Here is an 18338-nt window from a genome sequence, read left to right as displayed (position 1 = left end):
CCCCCTTACTGTGTACGTAGAATTTGAAAACCCAGATCCGTGATGACTTTACCGAGACCGGCAGCGGTGACAGGATCATGGTGACTCACCTTGACCTTGCTGGAGGTGAAAAGGACCTTTACCTCGGATACCCCTTCTTGCTTGGTTAGCGCCGCTTCAATTTTCTTGACACAGCTGGGACAGGTAAGCTGCTCTAATTGGAACGTGGTAATGGTCGTTGTAATCATTTGTGAATCCCCCTTAGGATATGGTGTTCTTCCTGCTGATTTCAGTATAGGGGGAATTCGATGAGATTCCTTTGACCTGGATCAAAATTTGAATGAGCCTAACGTTTCTGCACAGCAAACAGATGCCTGCGTTTCCAGAATCGAACCAATCAACTGGCCAACCTCCTGATGAGCCGGGTGTAGAAGATATTCATCCATATCTTCCAAGGAGGCAAACCTGGTAATCAGGATCAGATCATATGCTGAAGGGCCCGGGCGGATGCTGGCTTCGACTCGAATATCGAGAAGAACGTCTATTTTTCCCCTTAGGCTTAGCAGAACGGCTTGAATTTGCTCAATATGTGACGGGCTCTGGTCCTTAAGCTTCAATAGCACATGATTGACTATCATTGTAAGGCTCCTTCAGACAGCTGTATCGCAAGCCGCTTAATCTTAAAATCGTGTATATGAAAAGAAAAATCCAAAAGCAGCGGGTCTGGGAGACCGGTTTTGTCAAAATCCCCATCAATCTTAAACACTACCACTGCTTCTTCCCCATTTGGTTTATGCTGTTTGGGTTCAAGGGTTACGTTAGCACCAAAGTGATATTCCGTACTCCATTTTTTTATAGCAGCTTTGCCTGCCCACTCCTTGCCTTCGTCCAAAACAATTGCATCTTCAGAAAAACAATCCACATAAGCATCCGGATCAGGCCTGTTGGCAGCGGCAATAAAATCTTGTATCACTTGTGGAAGCAGTATAGACTCCATAAGATCAACCCCTTTGTCATTTTATAAGCCTATTGTAATCAACATAACCTGACAGCTGTATGTCCAGTTATCTAAATTTTTTTGAATCCACAGGCGAAAGCCAAAAAGGCGGTACAGGCCATCGCCCGTACCGCTTTTTTGGTCTTATTCATCGTTAAGGCTTCACAACGGAAAGCAAGGACTCATTGGCCTCGGAAATCACCGCTACCTCAGGGGCGAATACGGCATCCCTGACATGTAAGGTTTCTCCAACCCCCATGCCGCTCACATCAAATTCAACCCACGTTGGCAAATGATCCGGTAACGCCTCCACCTCAATAGAGGCCAATTGAATTTGCACAACCCCGCCTTCTTTCGTTCCGACCGGGGTCCCCTTGAACTTAACGGGAATTTTGGTGCGCAGGATCTCATGGGTTTGCACCTGCTGGAAATCCACATGGATCACCTCGCCTGTAACCGGATGACGCTGCAGGTCCTCCAGCAGTACAGTTAAGGCTTCCTTTTCTTCAAATTGCAGCTTAATAAACCCCGCAGCACTTTGCCGCAACCATTTTTTGAATTGAATTGCGGAAATATGAACCATCTGGTTCTCGGTATTCCTGCCGAAAACAATACCCGGCAAACGCCCGGATTGGCGCAAATTGCGAAGTTGGGATGTATTTAACGGGATGCGGGCTTCTGCTTGGAAACTAATGGCCATGCTGTGTTCTCTCCTCTTCATGAATTGATATTGTCATACCGTTTACCATCACTCCATTTCCCCCTGTTGGGGCTAAAGAGAGGAACATAGCATCACCACCTCCACATACCATCAGATTATTTTCCATTTAATAGATAAAGCTCCCATCATAAAGTAAAGCACCCTGCTCGGAAGAGCAGAATGCCTATGGATACCTATGGGATACCTCTACCCTATCATAGAAGCACCGTTCTGTCGACCAGATCGCCTAATCGAAAAACGAACGCCTTATTTCCGATTTGCCACATGTACCTTCAGCAGCTTTCCCTTGACCGTGGTATCCTTCATCCTATGAAGAACGAGCTGGCCTTTACCATTGAGGATATCCACATAGGTGGCATTATCCTCGATGGTGATAATCCCGATATCGTCTGCCGTTACCCCTTCGATCTTGGCAATCGTGCCGACGAAATCCACCGCTCTGATCTTCTTTTTCTTCCCGCCGTTAAAATACAGCTTCAGCACGCCCTGATCCATACGGGAGCTCCGGTCCTTCATGGCGGCCCGCTGATTCCTGATCTTCGCTTCAAAAGCCGGGCTGGTACGTGCAATGTCATCTTTGGTGGGTTTGTTTCTCTGCTGAAGCTCGAAGCCGATAAACCGCTCCACATTGATAACGAACTTGTCATCGGTAGGTGTGGCGAAGGAGATTGCCTTCCCCGAATGCCCGGCTCTTCCCGTCCGGCCGGTCCGGTGAACATAGCTTTCGTGCTCCTGCGGAAAATCATAGTTGATCACATGGCTGATGTTTTCAATATCGATCCCTCTCGCGGCGACATCGGTGGCGATCAGATAGCGGAACTCCCCTTGTTTGAAGGCGTTCATCATCTCCGAACGGTCTTCCTGCTCCATTCCGCCATGAATTCTGCCGCAGGGGTAGCCCGCCTTGGCTAATTCCTCGAATACGACCTCAACCCTAACCTGTGTCCGGCAAAAGATAATGCAGCTGTCCGGGTTCTCGACGACGGTGACATCCCGAAGCAATTTCAGCTTGTTGTCGTCCCTGACGGAATAAATCGAATGCTCGATTTGGCTTACCGTCTTGGCCTCGGTTTGCACCTCTATGTCCAAGGGCTGGTTCATATATTTATGGCATAGATTCTTCACGTCCTTGGGCAGCGTCGCCGAGAACAGCATAGTCATACGGTCCAGGGGAAGCGTGCGGATAATCCGCTCTACATGCTCGATAAAGCCCATGTTCAGCATTTCATCGGCTTCATCAATGACCAGAAACCGGATTTGCTCCAAGTCGATGGTCTGCTTTTCAATATGATCGATTAACCGCCCCGGCGTGCCTACGATGACATGGTTTCTCTGCTGCAGCTGCACCTTCTGCCGGGCAAAGGGCTGCTTCCCATACACAGCAGCGGCCTTGATCCGTTTATGTCTGCCGATGTTCATGATATCCTGCTTCACCTGGTCGGCTAGCTCGCGGGTTGGTGTCAGAATCAAGGCCTGCGGCCGGTTCTCATCCCATTCCAGCAGCTCACAGATCGGAATGCCATAAGCCGCGGTTTTCCCGCTTCCCGTGTGGGACTTAACGGTCATATCCTTTCTCCCGAGCGCCAAAGGAATGACCTTGCGTTGAACCTCCGTGGGTTCGCGGAATCCCATATTGTCTAAGGAACGGGTAATGTCCTCACTTAATTTATACTCCGTAAAGCCTTGCTCACTCATCAGGTAACCCCTTTTATATTCAGTAACATCGAATACCGATTGTTTTCATGTCCAGATTATATTCTATCCATTATGGTCATCCATGTCTATTCCGTGGAACTTTTCAATATACGAACATCGAATCCCTTAACCAGCAGCCAAACGGGAAATGCAATTTCGAAGACCGCTCCCGGAATGTACAATACAGATCCGGTTTCGTAACCGAGGATGGCCAGACAGCTGTTTGCCAACAATGCCGTATACCCGATAAAGCCGATGACAGATAACAATCTGGGGATCAACCTGGCCCGGTACAGTACATGACAAAGCAGCAAGCTTCCCAAGCTGAGCACAAGCATGGCGGTCTGAAAGAGCACAGCCCGCAAGTCCAGCACTATTTGTCCTAACCACTCCATAGCAGGACCCTGGTCGGTACTCATGGAGATATAATCATGACTTAGTGCGATTAGTACGAACGGGCCGATTGCACTCAGGATCAAGAGTACAGATTCTATCACCCGGGATCCGAAGTACCCTAGCGCAAACGCTTCGTTATGCCTCTTCAAAATGGGGTACAACAGCATGGCAATCCCCAAGACCGCCATGGCATTGATCCATTCCAAAAACCATCCCAGCATCACGTTTGTTCGATCCGTATACAGATTGGAAAGAAAATCCGGGCGATGTAAAACCGGATTCAGAAGCCCGCTTCCCAGCATATAGGCACCTGTCGACACCAAAAACAATGCGCCAGCCACTCGTGCACTTTTCTTCATATTTATCTCCTCTTCTCTTGGCTATTTTTATAAGCAGTATAGCTCGAAGAGGGAGGCGGCTTGTAGACACTTTAGTGTGATTTGGGAGTGTTCGGCAACAAATTCAATGCTGCGGCACGGGCGATAGCTTCCGTTCGTCTATGGACCTGGAGCTTTTCATAAATCCTGCGATTGTACCCTTTAACCGTATCCAAAGCCAAAAACAGCTTCTCGCCAATTTCTTTGTTGGATAACCCCTTGGCGATGAGCTCCAGAACCTCCATTTCACGCTGGCTTAGCGGTTCGATCAGGCTGCTGCTCTTTATCCCGTTATGATGAACCCGCTCCAGACCGAGCTTCGCTTCATGGAGAGCTGGATGCGGCAGATCATCGCCCAGACGCAGTGCCTCTTGGTAACATTCCGCCGCGGAACTGATCCGCTCCTCAGCCTCCTCTATTTGGCCCAGCCCAATCAAAGCCATTACCGCCATCAGTTCATGCCTCATGCTCAGGCTATTCGTTATAACCTCGTGATAAGCCTCCCGGGCATCGGCGTAAGCTCCGAGCCGCTGAAGCGCAACGCCTAGCATCCAAGCGGCTGCCGTCCGGACAGGGATATTATCCGGCCGCAGGTACGCCTGCGCCCGGCGGGATTGGACAATCACCGTTTCAACGTCATGATTGCCGCCTCTCCATCCATGGTTTACAGGTGCAATCCGGCCGACAAGCTCATCGGTCTTATCGCTCTGAACTGTACTTAGCATATCCACTTCGAATGTTTGTAAGGTTCGTTCCGCACCTTCAGAATGGCCGGTTAGCACCAATGATGCCAAAGTTGCCCGGGTCGCCGCAATCAGTCCGATAAGGTTCCTGACGTTGATGTCCTGCTCTGCACCTGCCAGAGCGATCTCTGCCGCGCGGAGCTTCTGCTCGACGCCAGTCAGCCTGCCCGCAAGCAGCAGAACGGAACCATACATGACCCATAACGCGGGTCTGGCATCCAATTCCTTAGCGGGCAATGATTCCAGCCAGCTCAGCGAAATACCTGCAGCCCCGCGGAGATGCAGCGGCATTCCGTTACCTTCCAGCAGGCGTGCGGAGCGATCTATGTCTTGGCATTCCACGGCATGGCTGAACGCTTCGATTTCGAAGCCATTGTGTTCATACCACTCACTTGCCCGTCTATGCAATTCCTCTATATGGCTATCGTTGAAGCTTTCCCGCAGCCGTTTGCGGAGTAGCTCCACAAACAAATGATGATAGCGAAACCACCTGCGTTCATTATCTAAAGGAACGATAAATAAATTGTTACGTTCCAGATCCAGTAATGTTGTCTTACCGCAAATGGCGGGATCCAGTACAACCGCATCACACAGAGACCCGCACAAACGGTCGAGGATGGAGGTTCGCAGCAGGAAGGTCTGCACAGCATCAGGTTGTCGCTGCAGAACCTCTTCTACCAGATAGTCCAGCACAAAAGGATGGTGGCCTGCCAAAGAAGGAATGCGTCCATCGGCATCCTGTGCTCCCTGGATTGAGATCGCCGCCAGATGCATACCCGCGGCCCAGCCTTCGGTGCGCGATTCCAACGAAATGATTTGATCCTTGGAGAGATTAAGGCCCCTGATACGGTTCAAAAAATCCTCGGATTCGGATAGCGTAAATTTTAAATCCGCGGCCCGCAGCTCGGTCAATTGATCCTGTGCCCGCATTCGGGCCAATGGAATACCGGGGTCCTCACGGGTCGTCATCACAAGATGCATCTGAACGGGAAGATGGTCAAGCAAAAAACGGACGGCATCCTCTACCGGCTTCGATTTTGCCGCATGGTAATCGTCAAAAATAAGCAGAAAGGGAGTTGGAAGGGCTGCGAGCTCATTAAGAAGTGCGGTGAAAATGGACTCGATTGGTGGATAAGGGGGATTCTGAAGTACGGTGAGAACGCCTTCTCCTATATCCGCCTTCAGCGTCTGCAAGGAGCAGATCATATAAGTCAAAAAACGGGCAAGCTCCTGGTCCCCTTCCTCCAGCGACAGCCAGGCGGCAGGCCGCCCGCAGCCGGCGAGCCATTCACAGACTAACGTCGTTTTGCCATAGCCTGCAGGCGCGGAGATTAGGGTCGCCTTGCGGTATAAGCCCTTATTGAGCCTTACGGTCAATCCCGGACGGGGAACCGAATCCGTTCGAGGCGCAGGGATATACAGTTTCGTGGTTATGATAGGAATAGACATATGTGCACCACCCTGCCCGTTTAGCTATGCGATATATCCTTGGCGCACGCGATTCTAAAGCCAAGGTCATCTATCTTGAAGTCAGGCATGCTTTTTCTTCTCATCGTAGAACCACAGTTGTTTTCAACCTCAGCCCAGCTTCCGCCCCGGAAGACCCTATAGTTGCCATACCGGTTCGTATCATACAGATCCCAGCACCATTCCCACACATTCCCCAGCATATCGTAAAGCCCCCATGGATTAGGAAGCAGCTGCCCGACTTGTTGGGCTGACCCATTGGAATTGTTTTGATACCATGCGATTTGATCGATGCTTTCATACCGGTATCCCTTGGTCCCCGCTTTGCACGCATACTGCCATTCAGCGTCCGTTAATAATCGAAAGCCATCCGCTTTTTTATTAAATACGGTATTCTCACTTTCATTGGTGATGGTGTAGCACTCCGTTCTGCCAAGCATTCTGGACAATTTGTTGCAAAAGACAACCGAATCTATCCATGATACCTCCGTAACGGGCAAGTTCTTCATAGGAAGTGCCCTTTCTTCTTCATGCATGACAAAATGATACAGCTGCCGGGTGACTGGATACTTCATGACATAGAAAGGGTCAATCGTTTCCGACCATGTGACGATCTTCTTATCCGTTCCTCTTCCAGGGTCTGATAACGTGTAATCCGAACTAAGCCATTTATTCGTATTTATATAATCCCTTAATTCAACGGTCCCACCTTCTATGGGCACCATCAAATCCATTATGTTTCCGATAGGCATTTTGATCTCCGATCTACCACCATTTTATCAATTCCAAGCATACTTCATTTCCCTGATTCCCACATCCCACATTTTCATATTCCCATCAAGGGTGATGGTGAGCTCCTTGGCCTCTTGAAGATAGATGGAGGACGTGCCAAGCTCCTCGCTTTGATCCTCTGCTGATACAGACAGGTACTCCTGCCCATCGGCGGATACACGCAGGCTCCCGCGGGGTTCCACTTGATCGGGAATCCCATAGTTCAGGATGAAATACATCTCCCTTTTGCCTAGTGAGTACGTGTACGTTACCGTAGTTTTATCCTCGGCGCTATACACATTAAGCTGGGGCTCTACCGTTTGTCCGCTAATTTGGAAGCTGTCCTGCCGGATTCCCTGCGGTGGCGAGCCTTCACTGCTGCTCTGCAGATCGTTGATTGCCACAAAAGGGGCTAATTCCTTCGTAAACACCTTATCGGCAATCCCGAAGCTCCCCCAAATCCCCATGAACAGGACAAGAGCGGAGATGCCCGCTGCCGCTATGTTGGTCCAGAGCTTATTGGTACGAAATCCAATGCGGTACGCCCCGAATCCGATGGCTGCGCCCGATGAATTTTGAATCACATCATTGATATCGAAGCTGCCCAGCAAGGTGAGGGCCTGAATGGTTTCCACCACCAGGATAGACAGGATGAATAGGATCATAAATCGGATAAAGCCGGTCCGGTATAACAACGGAATCAAGATCCCAAAAGGGATGAAGGCCGCGATGTTTCCCAAGCTCACAGCATCCATCAGCGTAGGATGGAGCAGATCCGATAAACCCGGCACCCTAAAAAAACCATCCGGCACCCATAAAAAGGTATACCCTATATCCAGAGCTAAGGTATCCGCTCTCCCGAACGCGAAAAAGATAAAATAAAGAATCAACACGGTATAGGATAGGGTGAGGGCTAACATAACTTTACGTTGCTTTGTATTCATTATCTTCTCCTTTATCTTTGGGCCAGCTCCTGAATAACAGGTATATAATCCTCTGGTTTTATATCGTCAACCTTAGGGATGCGGCGCAGCTGGGGAATAACAAACCAGACTAAAGAAACGGTTAGCATACCTAAGCTTCCTACAACAAATGTAATAGAAGAATTCATCATTGTTCCGAGATATCCGCCTAACAAGGATCCTAATGGCATTGCGGAAGCAGAGATGCTGGAGATGAGCGAAAATGTCCTTGCTAAAAACCGCTGCGGGATAATCTGTTGTCCAACAGCAGCCATTGTCACTTCCGCAGCGCCCAATGGAACTAACGCCAACGTAAAAATAATAATTGATAAAATGCTTGATGGTACAAAAACAGAACTGATCCATAAAAGAGCACTTAAAAAGAAAGAGAACACAACCGTTTTGCCAAACGGCAATATCTTTAATAAGTTGGACACGAAGGCACCCATTAAAAAACCGGCAGAAAATGCTGCCAGGAAATAACCATAAAGTTCGGGGCCTCCCCGGTCATTTGAATAAGCAGGTAGTACAGCCAATGCAATTCCAAACGAGAAATTAGCAGCAATAGAGCCATAAAAGAATTTAGAAATAATGGAGCCTTTCACAAAGGAATACCCTTCTTTTAAACTAGCCATATATTGCTTCAACTGAAATTTTATACTTCTGACCTCTCTATTTTTACCTTCATTCTGTTCGAAATCAACCTGATGTGGAATTTTTAATGACGAAAATAATAGAAGCGCGATTAAAAAGGTTACGGTATCTACAATATAAAGGGTCATAACCCCCATCAAGGCGATCAGGATCCCGCCGAGGCTGGTAGATATAATATCTATTCCTTGATAGGCAAAGGAGAATAATGAATTGGCTTGGACTAATTGATCTTTCTCGACAATTCTGGGCAAGGAAGCCGTTTGCGCAGGGTAAACAAATTGATTGACAGAGGTTATGACCGGCATGATGACAAGAAGGATAAACACATTCAGAAAACCTGCAGCGTATACCACTAGAATGGATAAAATGAAAATGAATTGTATTCCCTGTGTGATGACCAGAATTTTTTTTAGCGGATATTTATCGACAACCGGGCCTGTTAGGAACTGAAATAACCGGGGCATCATCGTCAAAAATCCAGCTAACCCTGTATAAAAAGTAGATCCGCCCAGTTCATACACTAACCACATGGCTGCAATCGTGTATAAGCTATCCCCAATATTGGTTACCATTCTTCCCAAGAATAATGTAGTGAAATTAACATTTTTTAAGAGCTTCATTCTTGTTCCTCCTACATACTTGAATTTATTTTACCGAGTAAAAATATTTAACCGTTGTGGCAAAAAAAATTAGTCTTTTAGTCTGAAAAATGGGTCTTTAATTTCAAAGCCGAAGTTTCCAAAATAATACCATTTGGCGTTTAGATCGTCTTGACTTGTTTTTTCTACTTCATCTAATTCCGTGTATAAGTCATTTATTTTCTGGGATATGAAATCGAACTTCTCTTTTGTGAGCTTCATCTCGCTTTGAATCATGATAGGAACCAAAGAATTAAAATCGTAAAAGGCATGATCCGGGGCGTTGATCAGTCGTTCCTTTACTCGGTCCATCGTGTTTAATAGGGCTACTCTATTGGCCGAACTAATTTCTTCCGCATAAGGAAACAGGTTTTCCCCTGGCAGATAAGATTTGGCAACCGCTCTGTAGAATTTCTGAATGATCCCGTTTTTCTCTTCTGTCCTCTTTAACTCAATGAAACCGACCTTCTCCAGCGCCTTTAGATGATAGTGAATGTTCGCACGGGAAATATCCAACACCTCAGATATGTGTTGACCCGTATGCTCTTTTTCAATTAATAACATCAGGATTTTCACTCGGAGAGGATCACTGATTATCTTTAGCTGATCTCTATTTGTAATGAGCATAACTTGTTCCATTTTACGGATCTCCAGACGGTAAAATTTATTTAACCGTATTATATCACGGTGGTAAGAAATGTCTAGCTCTGATCTTTCCGTCCACAACTAAGAGCCATCCCATAGGATGGCCCGTATTTTTACCTATCCATATAATCCTTACTTTTTCCTGACGGGAATCCATATCTCCCCAGTGGTATTCACGACCATGCCGTAATACATTTCCAAACAGGGCCCCTCCACCTGCTCGTAGTCCGATGTCGGAAACCACTCGGCATAGATGCGTCTCCATAGCTTTTGCAAATCACATTGCGGCTCCGGGAAGATGGCCCAGGTTGATGCCGGAATCGAAAGAGTGGTAAACCTCTCCGGAATTTCAAGCCCTTTGGGCAAATGGTAGCCGACCATATACTTGAAAGATTCCTTGGTATGATCAAATAAGGCAGCATGCAGGTTGGTATCACTAAAACGACCCAAAGTCCCGTTCAAAACATCAACACTGCCGTCATCATCACATTGTTTGCGAAACTGCGGTACTTCACGAAATGCTGCTTCCATGCTCTGGCTCATTACACCATATACACCAAACAGCTCAAAAGACCCTCTTGGTTCAATCCGGTACTCCATCTCGACATCCCCTTTAATTGAGATATGGAAGGACATCCGGGGATAGGCCTTCAGAGAAACGCCCGTATCGCGCGCAGATACCGGCATCACCCCATGGAGATTCTTAAACGCCCGTGCAAACGCCTCCGGCGAATCATATCCGTATTTCACCGCGACATCTATCACCTTCGCCTTGGTTGTCTGCAGCTCAAATGCCGCCAACGTCAACCGTCTGCGCCGGATATACTCCGACAAGGTGATTCCCGTAATAAACGGAAACATACGTTGAAAATGATACGTAGAGCAGCAGGCCAGTTGCGCTATTTTTTCATAGGAGATATCTTCGTCCAGATTTGCTTCGATATACTCCATAACGCTGTTCATTCTCTCCAACCAGTCCATCGGATTCCCTCCCTTCGAGATCAATTGTATTGCAGACAGAGAATAAGGGCCTTGCATTTGCTGCACGAAAAAGTCATTCCTGCGCCTTAGAAGAACCTAGGTCCATGCCCAAAAGAAGCCGTCCCGGTCCCAGGCAATTCGGCCGCCATGAAGCTTGCGGAAAGCCTTTTTCACTTCTTTGGACAACGACGCATTTCCATTCTCATTCACGAATACGAATTGCTCACCAAAATTGGTCTTCACATATTCAATCGCATCCGCCTGGTATAGGGATCCCCTAAACCGTATTTCCTGGACCATCCATTCCGACACTTGCTGCGCGGTTACTTCCATGGGATTATTCTCCTTTATATTGGTTTGGCGTGTAAATTGTCATTTCCCGGTAGTATCGTATTTTTCTTCACATACAATAAGATTTTACAATGTACGATGAAGCCATGAAGCGGCTGGAGGATACGGTGGGAAACAAGGACGCCCTGATCTCTCTGGCTACCATCGCCCTGGAATCGGGTAGCGATGTCAAAAGTCGTCCCGCCGCCCGTATTGTGGACGCTTATTATGAGGACGGCGCATTCACCGTCACCTACGCAACCTCAAACAAGATGCAGCAGATTGCCCAAAACCCCGAGGTCGCCGTTTGTATCATCGTCGAGAACTTTACGGCTGATGGTATCGGTGAAAACCTGGGCTGGGTGTGTGATGAAAAAAACGCAGAGATGATGACCAAGCTGCGCAGAATATTCGCAGCGTGGTATAACGAAGCCAATAACAACGAAGATCGCAACACATGCCTGCTCCGTATTGGCTTGACTAAAGGCCTGTGGAATGACGCCCACAAAGGGATCAGAAATGAGATTGATTTCGTCAATAAGACGGCAAATTAAGTAACCTGGATGGTTTCTATATTATACATACTATGTCCGTGCTAGCCAGAACACAAGCTTTAGGGCCATCCTTAGCGGGATGGCCCTTCATCCGAAAAAGTATTGCGTCGCACCTCTCCCTTACAAATGTGACCCGCCCGTCGCATCCAGCATCTGTCCCGTTACCCATCGTCCGTCCGGCGATGCCACAAATGCGACAATGTCAGCGATATCCGAAGGTTCGCCCACACGTCCAAGCGCGGACATTTCCTCGGCATTTTTGCGGCCTTCCGGCGTGTGCAGCCAAGAGGCGTTAATATCCGTATCTACTATGCCGGGCATAACTGCATTAACCGTGATCCCCCGCGGACCCAGAAGCTGAGCGAGGTGCAGGGTGAAGGTATTGAGGGCGCCTTTGGTCAGATTGTAAGCCATAATATGCGGGAAGGCAATCCGGGTCACACCGGAGGAAATATGGATAATGCGGCCGCCGTTGCGCACACGTCCCAGCGATTGCTGAACCAAAAAAAACGGCGCCTTCACGTTGACCGCGATCAGCTTATCAAACTCCTCTTCGGTTGTCTCTTCCAATGGCGAGGATGTGCCGATTCCGGCATTGTTAACCAGAATATCAAATTGGTTGCTACCTAACCTGAGGATAAGCTCCTCATCCAGCCCTTCAAGAAACAGGCCAACCCCGTCCAAGGTGTCCAAATTTGCGCCAATCGCGAAGGCTTTTCCAACTGCAGCTTCAATCATGGAGACGGTCTCCTCCGCTGCATCCCGCCGCATGCCGTAATGTACTGCAACAAGTGCTCCCTCGGCTGCAAGGCGCAGCGCAATCCCTTTCCCAATTCCACGGCTGGCTCCTGTTACAACGGCAACTTTGCCTGCCAATCGGTTGCTTATCATGCAGATCCACTCCTTATCCATTGGTTGATACCATGATAAACCCTCCCCTAAAGAGGAGGGTCAAGTGGATTCTGAACTTTTTTTACATCCGATCGATGGGCAAAATCATCTCCGCCATTCGAAGCTGTCCGTAGATATCCTTATCCGGCGTGAGATGCACCTCCCGGACCGGGATGGACTCCAGCGGCAGATAACCCTCCTGAGCGGCCCATAACCGCAGCATCTCGTTTGCCTTGCAGCTGTTCTGATAAGGGTCGCATCGATGGGTATAAACGATCGCGTCCTTCACACCAGGCAGGTGATAAATCTTCACACTGGGGCTGGCAGGGATCATTTTTGAGACCGGAATAGCAACCTCGATATCTGCGAGCTCATCTTCACCATTTGCCTGACTGTGCCGTACGATGGTCACCTCGCGATCCGAATCCTCACCTTGTGAGCGGACATACTGCTTCAGCTCATCGAGCAGCAGGCAGAGCTGGCCTTTTGGCAAAACCCGGCGTACGGCAGCGACAAGAACCGGCTCCACACTTCGCAAGGAAAACCTCGCTTCCTCTGTATCTCCATACCTTTCCATCCGGACGAGCCGTTCATCGATCTCTTCAAGCTGCCGCTGTGCCTTCTGGATCTGGGACTCCAGCTCGTTCCGCTTTTCCAGCAGCGTACGTTCCGCTTCCGTTAGGGAAACCGCGCCGGTCAAGAGCGGCCGCATCATCTCCAGAGTCAGCCCCTGCTCCTTGAATCCTTCGATACGGCGAATGGTCAGCAGCTGATCCGCGGTATAGTACCGATAGCCGGAGTTTTCCTCGACATAAGCGGGTTTTAGCAGGCCCAGCTCATCATAGTGACGCAGGGTTTTGACGGTCATTCCGCTCTGCTTCGCGAACGCGCCAATCTTAATCATTTTGAACCCTCACTTGTTTTGTGGTGCCCTCTAATATACCTTCTTCAGCATCTCCATCACATCATCCAAGGTCAGACCAAAGGATTTGTAGTAAGAGGTATCGAGAAGCATTTGCTTCAGGATCATGTCATTGCGAATCTGCAATTTCCGATCGGAAGACAGTTCTGCCACAAAACAACCCTTTCCCGTGATGGTATGGATCAATCCGCATCTCTCAAGTTCTTCCCATGCTTTTTTTACGGTAATGACGCTGATGCGAAGCTCCTGCGCCGCTTGCCGGATCGGTGGAAGACAATAGCCGTTTTCCAACTCTCCTTTGAGAATTTGGGCGCTGATCTGCTCAAAAAGTTGCTGGTAAATCGGTTTGTCAGATGTATTTGAGATCGCAATATTCATTAGATTTCCACTTGGAGGAACCGCTTGACCCCGAGCCGGTAAGCAATAGCGGAGAGCGCCGCGAAAATCACGATTCCAGTAATCAGAATGAAGGCTTGCAGGGTTACTTGTTGTGTACCGATGCCATAGAAAATCTCATTCACAACCGGATTTTGAATGCCAAGCCATTGGGCGATTCCAGCAAACACCATGGCGGCCGTCACGGCGGCGAATAAGGCCCAGCCGAATTTATAAGCTGTCTTATAGAACATCGGGATAAAAATGACGTTAAAAATCGCCAGCATGACCAGGTTTAACCCCCAAAAGCCCATGTTGGGCGGGAAGAAATAATAGGTTACGTTCGGATACAAGTTTATCGAAATGAAACCGAAGATCGCGGCAAACACGATATGCAGCAGCTCCAAGCCGACAACGACAGCTACTCTTCCCTTGACCATATCCCGCTTGGCAACAGGCAGCACCGACGTAAACATCAAATCGTTTTGCGCTTTAAATTGGTTGAACAAATTCGGAACGGTGATCCAGCAGAAATACAGCAGGACAACAAAATAAATCCAACCGGGAATGAGCATTAAAGCGCCAATTAAGACAGGCAACAGGAAAAAGAAGGACGGCACGGCCAGCCTTACATCCTTCATCACCAGGTTAAACATACACATCCTCCTTCTTCGCAAAATAAACCATAATTTCCTCAAGGGTCGGCGTGGCAGCCTTCATGTTCCATGAGGTATCGAAGTCCCTTGCCAGAATTAACCCTGTAAATCCAAATGAATGTTTCTTATAGGAAATCAATCTGTCCTTGACTTGGTCCAGTTGAGCCGCAGCGCCATTTAGAAGCAGATAGGATTCTTTGAACTCTTCCTTTTCACCACTGCGGACGATTTGCCCATTTTCAATAAAGGTTATAAAATCAGCGCACTTCTCCAAATCTGTAGTAATATGCGTCGAGAACAAAATGCTGATCTCACCGTCAGCGACGAGTCCTTGGAAAATATCCAGCAGATCGTCCCTTGCAACCGGATCAAGCCCGCTTGTCGGTTCGTCAAGGATGAGCAGCTTTGCCCCATGGGACAAGGCAATGGCAATGCTGTATTTCACCTTCATTCCCGTCGATAACTCGGCAATCCTTTTGTTTTCATCCAGCTTGAATTTCCGAAGGTAATTGCGGTAGGTATCATCGTTCCAATTTGCATAGAACCTCTTGATCACATCGGTCAGGGTCTTCACCTTGCACCGGGTGTAGAAGTCTGCACCGCCCATGGCGTAACCAATTTCCTGCTTCAGCTCAAGCTCGTACTCTGCCATATTTCTGCCGAAAACGTAAATTTCCCCGCTATCCATACGGGTCATATTCAAAATTGATTTAATCGTCGTGGTTTTTCCTGCGCCATTCGCACCGATAAACCCCATAATGTACCCTTTCTCCAATTGGAACGATACATTCTTCAGTTGAAAATCAGGATAGCTCTTATTTACGTTTCGAATATCTAACGCCAGCACCTCATACATCCCTCCCCATCACATTGTGTATATCGTGTATGCACAATATATCTTGTGAAAGGCAGGTTTGTCAAGAGCGCGAGCAAAAGACGTCTCCATGCGTACGTAAAAGCGCACGCCACGCCCGACTCCATACTGTGAAAGAGTAAAGGCCCGATTTGCCGCCGAAATCATCGTAGAAAAATCCGCTATCCCCCAACCTGTCGGCGACATTAATGCGATTGTAAGCTACAAGGATGGGATGTTTACCCTATCCCAATTTAACTCTGCAGTAGGATTAAAGGAGATCCATATGACCGGTTCATCCATGCACCTGCCTCCAAGCTTGATCCAGACGTTCCCTCTGAAGCATATGATGGCGATAGTGCATCTCGGTCAGCCGGAACCATTCCAATGCATTCAATCCGCCGAACCGCGGATGGAGAACAGTATTTCGAACCAGCTCCCTGCCTGGTGCAGAGTATGCTTGGGAAGCCTGATGAAGCTCCGACGCAATCCCCGATTCGAGCTCGGCCATACGCCGAACCGCAGCCCTCAGCCCTTCGGCAAGCTGTTCCTTGCTTTCCGGCTGCTGCGGCGTGTATTGCGGAGACGGAGGAACCCGGATGCGGTCCGGCGGGAAGCTCCCCAACTTGAACAGCTTCTCTCCCAGCTCCGTCTTGCCCGTCTGCGAAACCTCCGGGCTATCTCCCGGCTCCAGGCACAGAGCCGCGTTTCTCAACTGCATAAACTGGGCGGAACCAACCAAATGCATGTACATCTGACCAAGCGACCATTCGTTCTCGGCCGGCTTCCATAGCAGCTGCTCGAGACTGCAGCCCTCCAATTGCTGCAAATATCCGTGTACCGTCTCCTCGAATTTCCGCAAGATTTCCTTCGTATCCATTGCCGAATCCAACTCCTTCTGACTTAAGCTGAATCCAGCATACAACAACACTACTGACACCAGCCTGTCAGTAGTGTTTAAGCATGTTTTCGATTTCCTCCCGGACTCGTTCACGCAGCGACTCCGGCTCCAGCACACGCACTGCTGCACCCCATCCCAGCGTCCATCGGAGGATGTCCTCCACCTGCCGCACCCGGAACTGCGCCAGCCAGCCTCCCTCTCCCGGCTCGAACGACTCCATATAAAAGGTATTGGATTCGTGTACCCGGTCCGCGATCGTCTGGTCAACCAGCATACGGACAATTACATTCCGATTGTCTGCAGGCCGGTAATCCGGGAAGTGAAAACCTGGAAGAATCCTGAACGTATCCTCCTGTACAACAAGCTTGTTCATACGCGACAGCCGAAAGTGTCGGATGTCCTGCCTCAGTCCGCAAAAAGCAACCAGCATCCATACCCCCTGGGAATAAACAAGTCCGTATGGATCAACCGTCCGTTCATTCTGACCGTATCCCTCAGGTGCCGGAGCATCCTTGGAGTAACGAAAACGAACTCTGCGCTTCTGCAGGATAGCGCGGCGCAAGGGTTCAAGGATTTCCTTTTCGTGCTCGTGCGTCCTTGTCCCTCTTTCATGGAGCAGCCGGAGCGTCGACCGTATCCGTTCTGACTCCTCACGTACGCTCCCCGGCAGAATCACCTCAATCTTCTCCTGTGCACTGCGGGCCTTCGCACCGTACTCAGCATCCAGCCTCACTTTGACAAAATCCGTCCCAATGAGCAGCCCTACCGCTTCCTCTGCCGTGAAGCTGACGGGAGGAAGGAAATACCCCTCCATCAGGGAGTAACCTACCCCCGGCGCCCCCGCCACCGGAACGCCCGCTTCGCTAAGCGCTTGAATATCACGGTAAATGGTACGGATACTTGTCTCAAACCTGGCCGCCAGATCCTCCGCGCGCAGCACACCTTTACGCTGCAGCTCAATGACAATAGCCAACATCCGCTCCGTTTTGTTCACATCATCCTCTTCCTTCTCGTTTGCTGATGCCTCACCCGAGGGATTTCATTATTCACTCAAATGCGGCAAAAAACCTACATAATCGTTGTCATCCCGCCGGCGAGTTACAGCAGCTGCTTTAAGTGAATTTCCGGTTAATAAGAGATGAGCGGCTGGTCGTTCCACAGTTTGCTCACAAAATTCACCGAATCACTGCAAACCCTGGAGCGTGCAATCAACGAGCTGGGGGCATTCGGCGATTCCACCACACTTATCGTATTATCCTCCCCAATCAAGCAGAAACCGCTGGTACCTTAAATCAATATACAAGAACAGGCTGCCGAGACTTTCCCGACAGCCTGCAGGTACTATGAAAATGGGGCTTGTGACTTCCGCCCCCCTGCTGATCCCGGAAAAAATGCCATCTCCGCAGGGGAAACCGTCTTGGGTTCTCCCGCCATATCCTCCGGACTATCCTCGGAGCACTCCCTGCGGATTCTCCTGTCCGCTAGCTTCATATCGATAAAATCCACGACCTGCTGCAACGAGGCGATCTGGGCGATGATATTGTCCCGATGGTTTCTTAGGTGTTTCACCAGCTCGGGATACTCTGCGGGATCAGAATCGACGGAGACGGCCAGAAAAGGCCGCATCTCCTCCAGCGGCATCCCCGTTTTCTTCAGGCAGGCGATCAAGCGGATCGTATCGATGTCCTCCTGCTTGTATGCCCGATGCCCATTCTCCTTCCGATCCGCCCGGGGCAGCAGCGCAATCTTCTCATAATAACGGATCGTATCCTCGGAAATTCCGGTCTGCTTAGCCGTTTGCTTTATCGTATAGATCAGCTGGTCCTTCAT

Annotated in this window: 22 protein-coding genes; 1 reads left to right on the top strand and 21 read right to left on the bottom strand. The window is 49.1% G+C overall.

What is annotated here, in order from left to right:
- Window positions 1–5: 5 nt before the first annotated feature.
- From ACI1P1_RS24235 to ACI1P1_RS24175, 13 genes are all read right to left on the bottom strand, one after another.
- A complete protein-coding gene (locus ACI1P1_RS24235; RefSeq protein WP_416219032.1) occupies window positions 6–227 on the bottom strand; it encodes a cation transporter in 222 nt (73 codons plus the stop codon).
- 81 nt (window positions 228–308) lie between these two features.
- Complete coding sequence (locus ACI1P1_RS24230; protein ID WP_416219031.1) at window positions 309–617, bottom strand: Dabb family protein; 309 nt, start codon at window positions 615–617, stop codon at window positions 309–311.
- Window positions 614–976: a nuclear transport factor 2 family protein gene (locus ACI1P1_RS24225; RefSeq protein ID WP_416219030.1), complete on the bottom strand. Its 363-nt coding sequence runs from the start codon at window positions 974–976 to the stop codon at window positions 614–616. Before ACI1P1_RS24225 ends, ACI1P1_RS24230 begins: the two co-directional genes overlap by 4 nt.
- Before the next feature lie 154 nt (window positions 977–1130).
- Window positions 1131–1676: a 50S ribosomal protein L25 gene (locus ACI1P1_RS24220; RefSeq protein WP_416219029.1), complete on the bottom strand. Its 546-nt coding sequence runs from the start codon at window positions 1674–1676 to the stop codon at window positions 1131–1133.
- A gap of 267 nt (window positions 1677–1943) precedes the next feature.
- Entirely contained in the window at window positions 1944–3392 is a 1449-nt protein-coding gene (locus ACI1P1_RS24215; RefSeq protein WP_416219028.1) for a DEAD/DEAH box helicase, read from the bottom strand.
- An 86-nt stretch (window positions 3393–3478) separates the two neighbouring features.
- Window positions 3479–4147: a DUF4386 domain-containing protein gene (locus ACI1P1_RS24210; protein WP_416219027.1), complete on the bottom strand. Its 669-nt coding sequence runs from the start codon at window positions 4145–4147 to the stop codon at window positions 3479–3481.
- A gap of 71 nt (window positions 4148–4218) precedes the next feature.
- On the bottom strand, window positions 4219–6114 hold the full coding sequence (locus tag ACI1P1_RS24205) for a LuxR C-terminal-related transcriptional regulator (protein WP_416219115.1): 1896 nt from the start codon (window positions 6112–6114) through the stop codon (window positions 4219–4221).
- Window positions 6115–6377: 263 nt separating this feature from the next.
- Complete coding sequence (locus ACI1P1_RS24200; RefSeq protein ID WP_416219026.1) at window positions 6378–7127, bottom strand: formylglycine-generating enzyme family protein; 750 nt, start codon at window positions 7125–7127, stop codon at window positions 6378–6380.
- Window positions 7128–7154: 27 nt separating this feature from the next.
- Window positions 7155–8090 (bottom strand): VanZ family protein, encoded by a 936-nt coding sequence (locus ACI1P1_RS24195; RefSeq protein ID WP_416219025.1) that lies wholly within the window; start codon window positions 8088–8090, stop codon window positions 7155–7157.
- Between the two features lie 11 nt (window positions 8091–8101).
- A complete protein-coding gene (locus tag ACI1P1_RS24190; RefSeq protein WP_416219024.1) occupies window positions 8102–9382 on the bottom strand; it encodes an MFS transporter in 1281 nt (426 codons plus the stop codon).
- A gap of 69 nt (window positions 9383–9451) precedes the next feature.
- Complete coding sequence (locus tag ACI1P1_RS24185; protein WP_416219023.1) at window positions 9452–10039, bottom strand: ArsR/SmtB family transcription factor; 588 nt, start codon at window positions 10037–10039, stop codon at window positions 9452–9454.
- A 138-nt stretch (window positions 10040–10177) separates the two neighbouring features.
- Entirely contained in the window at window positions 10178–11026 is an 849-nt protein-coding gene (locus ACI1P1_RS24180) for an AraC family transcriptional regulator (protein ID WP_416219022.1), read from the bottom strand.
- Between the two features lie 96 nt (window positions 11027–11122).
- Window positions 11123–11359, bottom strand: coding sequence for a DUF6953 family protein (locus ACI1P1_RS24175; protein ID WP_416219021.1), 237 nt, complete (start codon window positions 11357–11359; stop codon window positions 11123–11125).
- An 89-nt stretch (window positions 11360–11448) separates the two neighbouring features.
- Between ACI1P1_RS24175 and ACI1P1_RS24170 the strand changes: the two genes are divergently transcribed.
- On the top strand, window positions 11449–11910 hold the full coding sequence (locus ACI1P1_RS24170) for a pyridoxamine 5'-phosphate oxidase family protein (protein WP_416219020.1): 462 nt from the start codon (window positions 11449–11451) through the stop codon (window positions 11908–11910).
- A gap of 120 nt (window positions 11911–12030) precedes the next feature.
- Here ACI1P1_RS24170 and ACI1P1_RS24165 read toward each other — a convergent pair whose 3' ends face one another.
- The 8 genes from ACI1P1_RS24165 to ACI1P1_RS24130 all read right to left on the bottom strand — a co-directional run bounded on the left by ACI1P1_RS24165 (window position 12031) and on the right by ACI1P1_RS24130 (window position 18338).
- Window positions 12031–12801, bottom strand: coding sequence for an SDR family oxidoreductase (locus ACI1P1_RS24165; RefSeq protein ID WP_416219019.1), 771 nt, complete (start codon window positions 12799–12801; stop codon window positions 12031–12033).
- 82 nt (window positions 12802–12883) lie between these two features.
- Window positions 12884–13705 (bottom strand): MerR family transcriptional regulator, encoded by an 822-nt coding sequence (locus tag ACI1P1_RS24160; protein ID WP_416219018.1) that lies wholly within the window; start codon window positions 13703–13705, stop codon window positions 12884–12886.
- A 30-nt stretch (window positions 13706–13735) separates the two neighbouring features.
- Window positions 13736–14101, bottom strand: coding sequence for a GntR family transcriptional regulator (locus ACI1P1_RS24155; protein WP_416219017.1), 366 nt, complete (start codon window positions 14099–14101; stop codon window positions 13736–13738).
- Window positions 14101–14754, bottom strand: coding sequence for an ABC-2 transporter permease (locus tag ACI1P1_RS24150; protein WP_416219016.1), 654 nt, complete (start codon window positions 14752–14754; stop codon window positions 14101–14103). Before ACI1P1_RS24150 ends, ACI1P1_RS24155 begins: the two co-directional genes overlap by 1 nt.
- Window positions 14747–15601 carry an ABC transporter ATP-binding protein gene (locus ACI1P1_RS24145; RefSeq protein WP_416219114.1) on the bottom strand — a complete coding sequence of 285 codons (855 nt, stop codon included), beginning with the start codon at window positions 15599–15601 and terminating at the stop codon, window positions 14747–14749. Before ACI1P1_RS24145 ends, ACI1P1_RS24150 begins: the two co-directional genes overlap by 8 nt.
- 301 nt (window positions 15602–15902) lie before the next feature.
- Window positions 15903–16487, bottom strand: coding sequence for a DinB family protein (locus tag ACI1P1_RS24140; RefSeq protein ID WP_416219015.1), 585 nt, complete (start codon window positions 16485–16487; stop codon window positions 15903–15905).
- A gap of 67 nt (window positions 16488–16554) precedes the next feature.
- Window positions 16555–17502 (bottom strand): helix-turn-helix transcriptional regulator, encoded by a 948-nt coding sequence (locus tag ACI1P1_RS24135; protein ID WP_416219014.1) that lies wholly within the window; start codon window positions 17500–17502, stop codon window positions 16555–16557.
- Between the two features lie 347 nt (window positions 17503–17849).
- Complete coding sequence (locus tag ACI1P1_RS24130; protein ID WP_416219013.1) at window positions 17850–18338, bottom strand: MerR family transcriptional regulator; 489 nt, start codon at window positions 18336–18338, stop codon at window positions 17850–17852.

The sequence above is a fragment of the Paenibacillus mesotrionivorans genome (assembly GCF_046098205.1).
In the GTDB taxonomy this organism is placed as follows: domain Bacteria; phylum Bacillota; class Bacilli; order Paenibacillales; family NBRC-103111; genus Paenibacillus_AR; species Paenibacillus_AR mesotrionivorans.
Note: the sequence above shows the minus strand (reverse complement) of the source record. Positions and strands in the feature narration are given on the sequence as shown.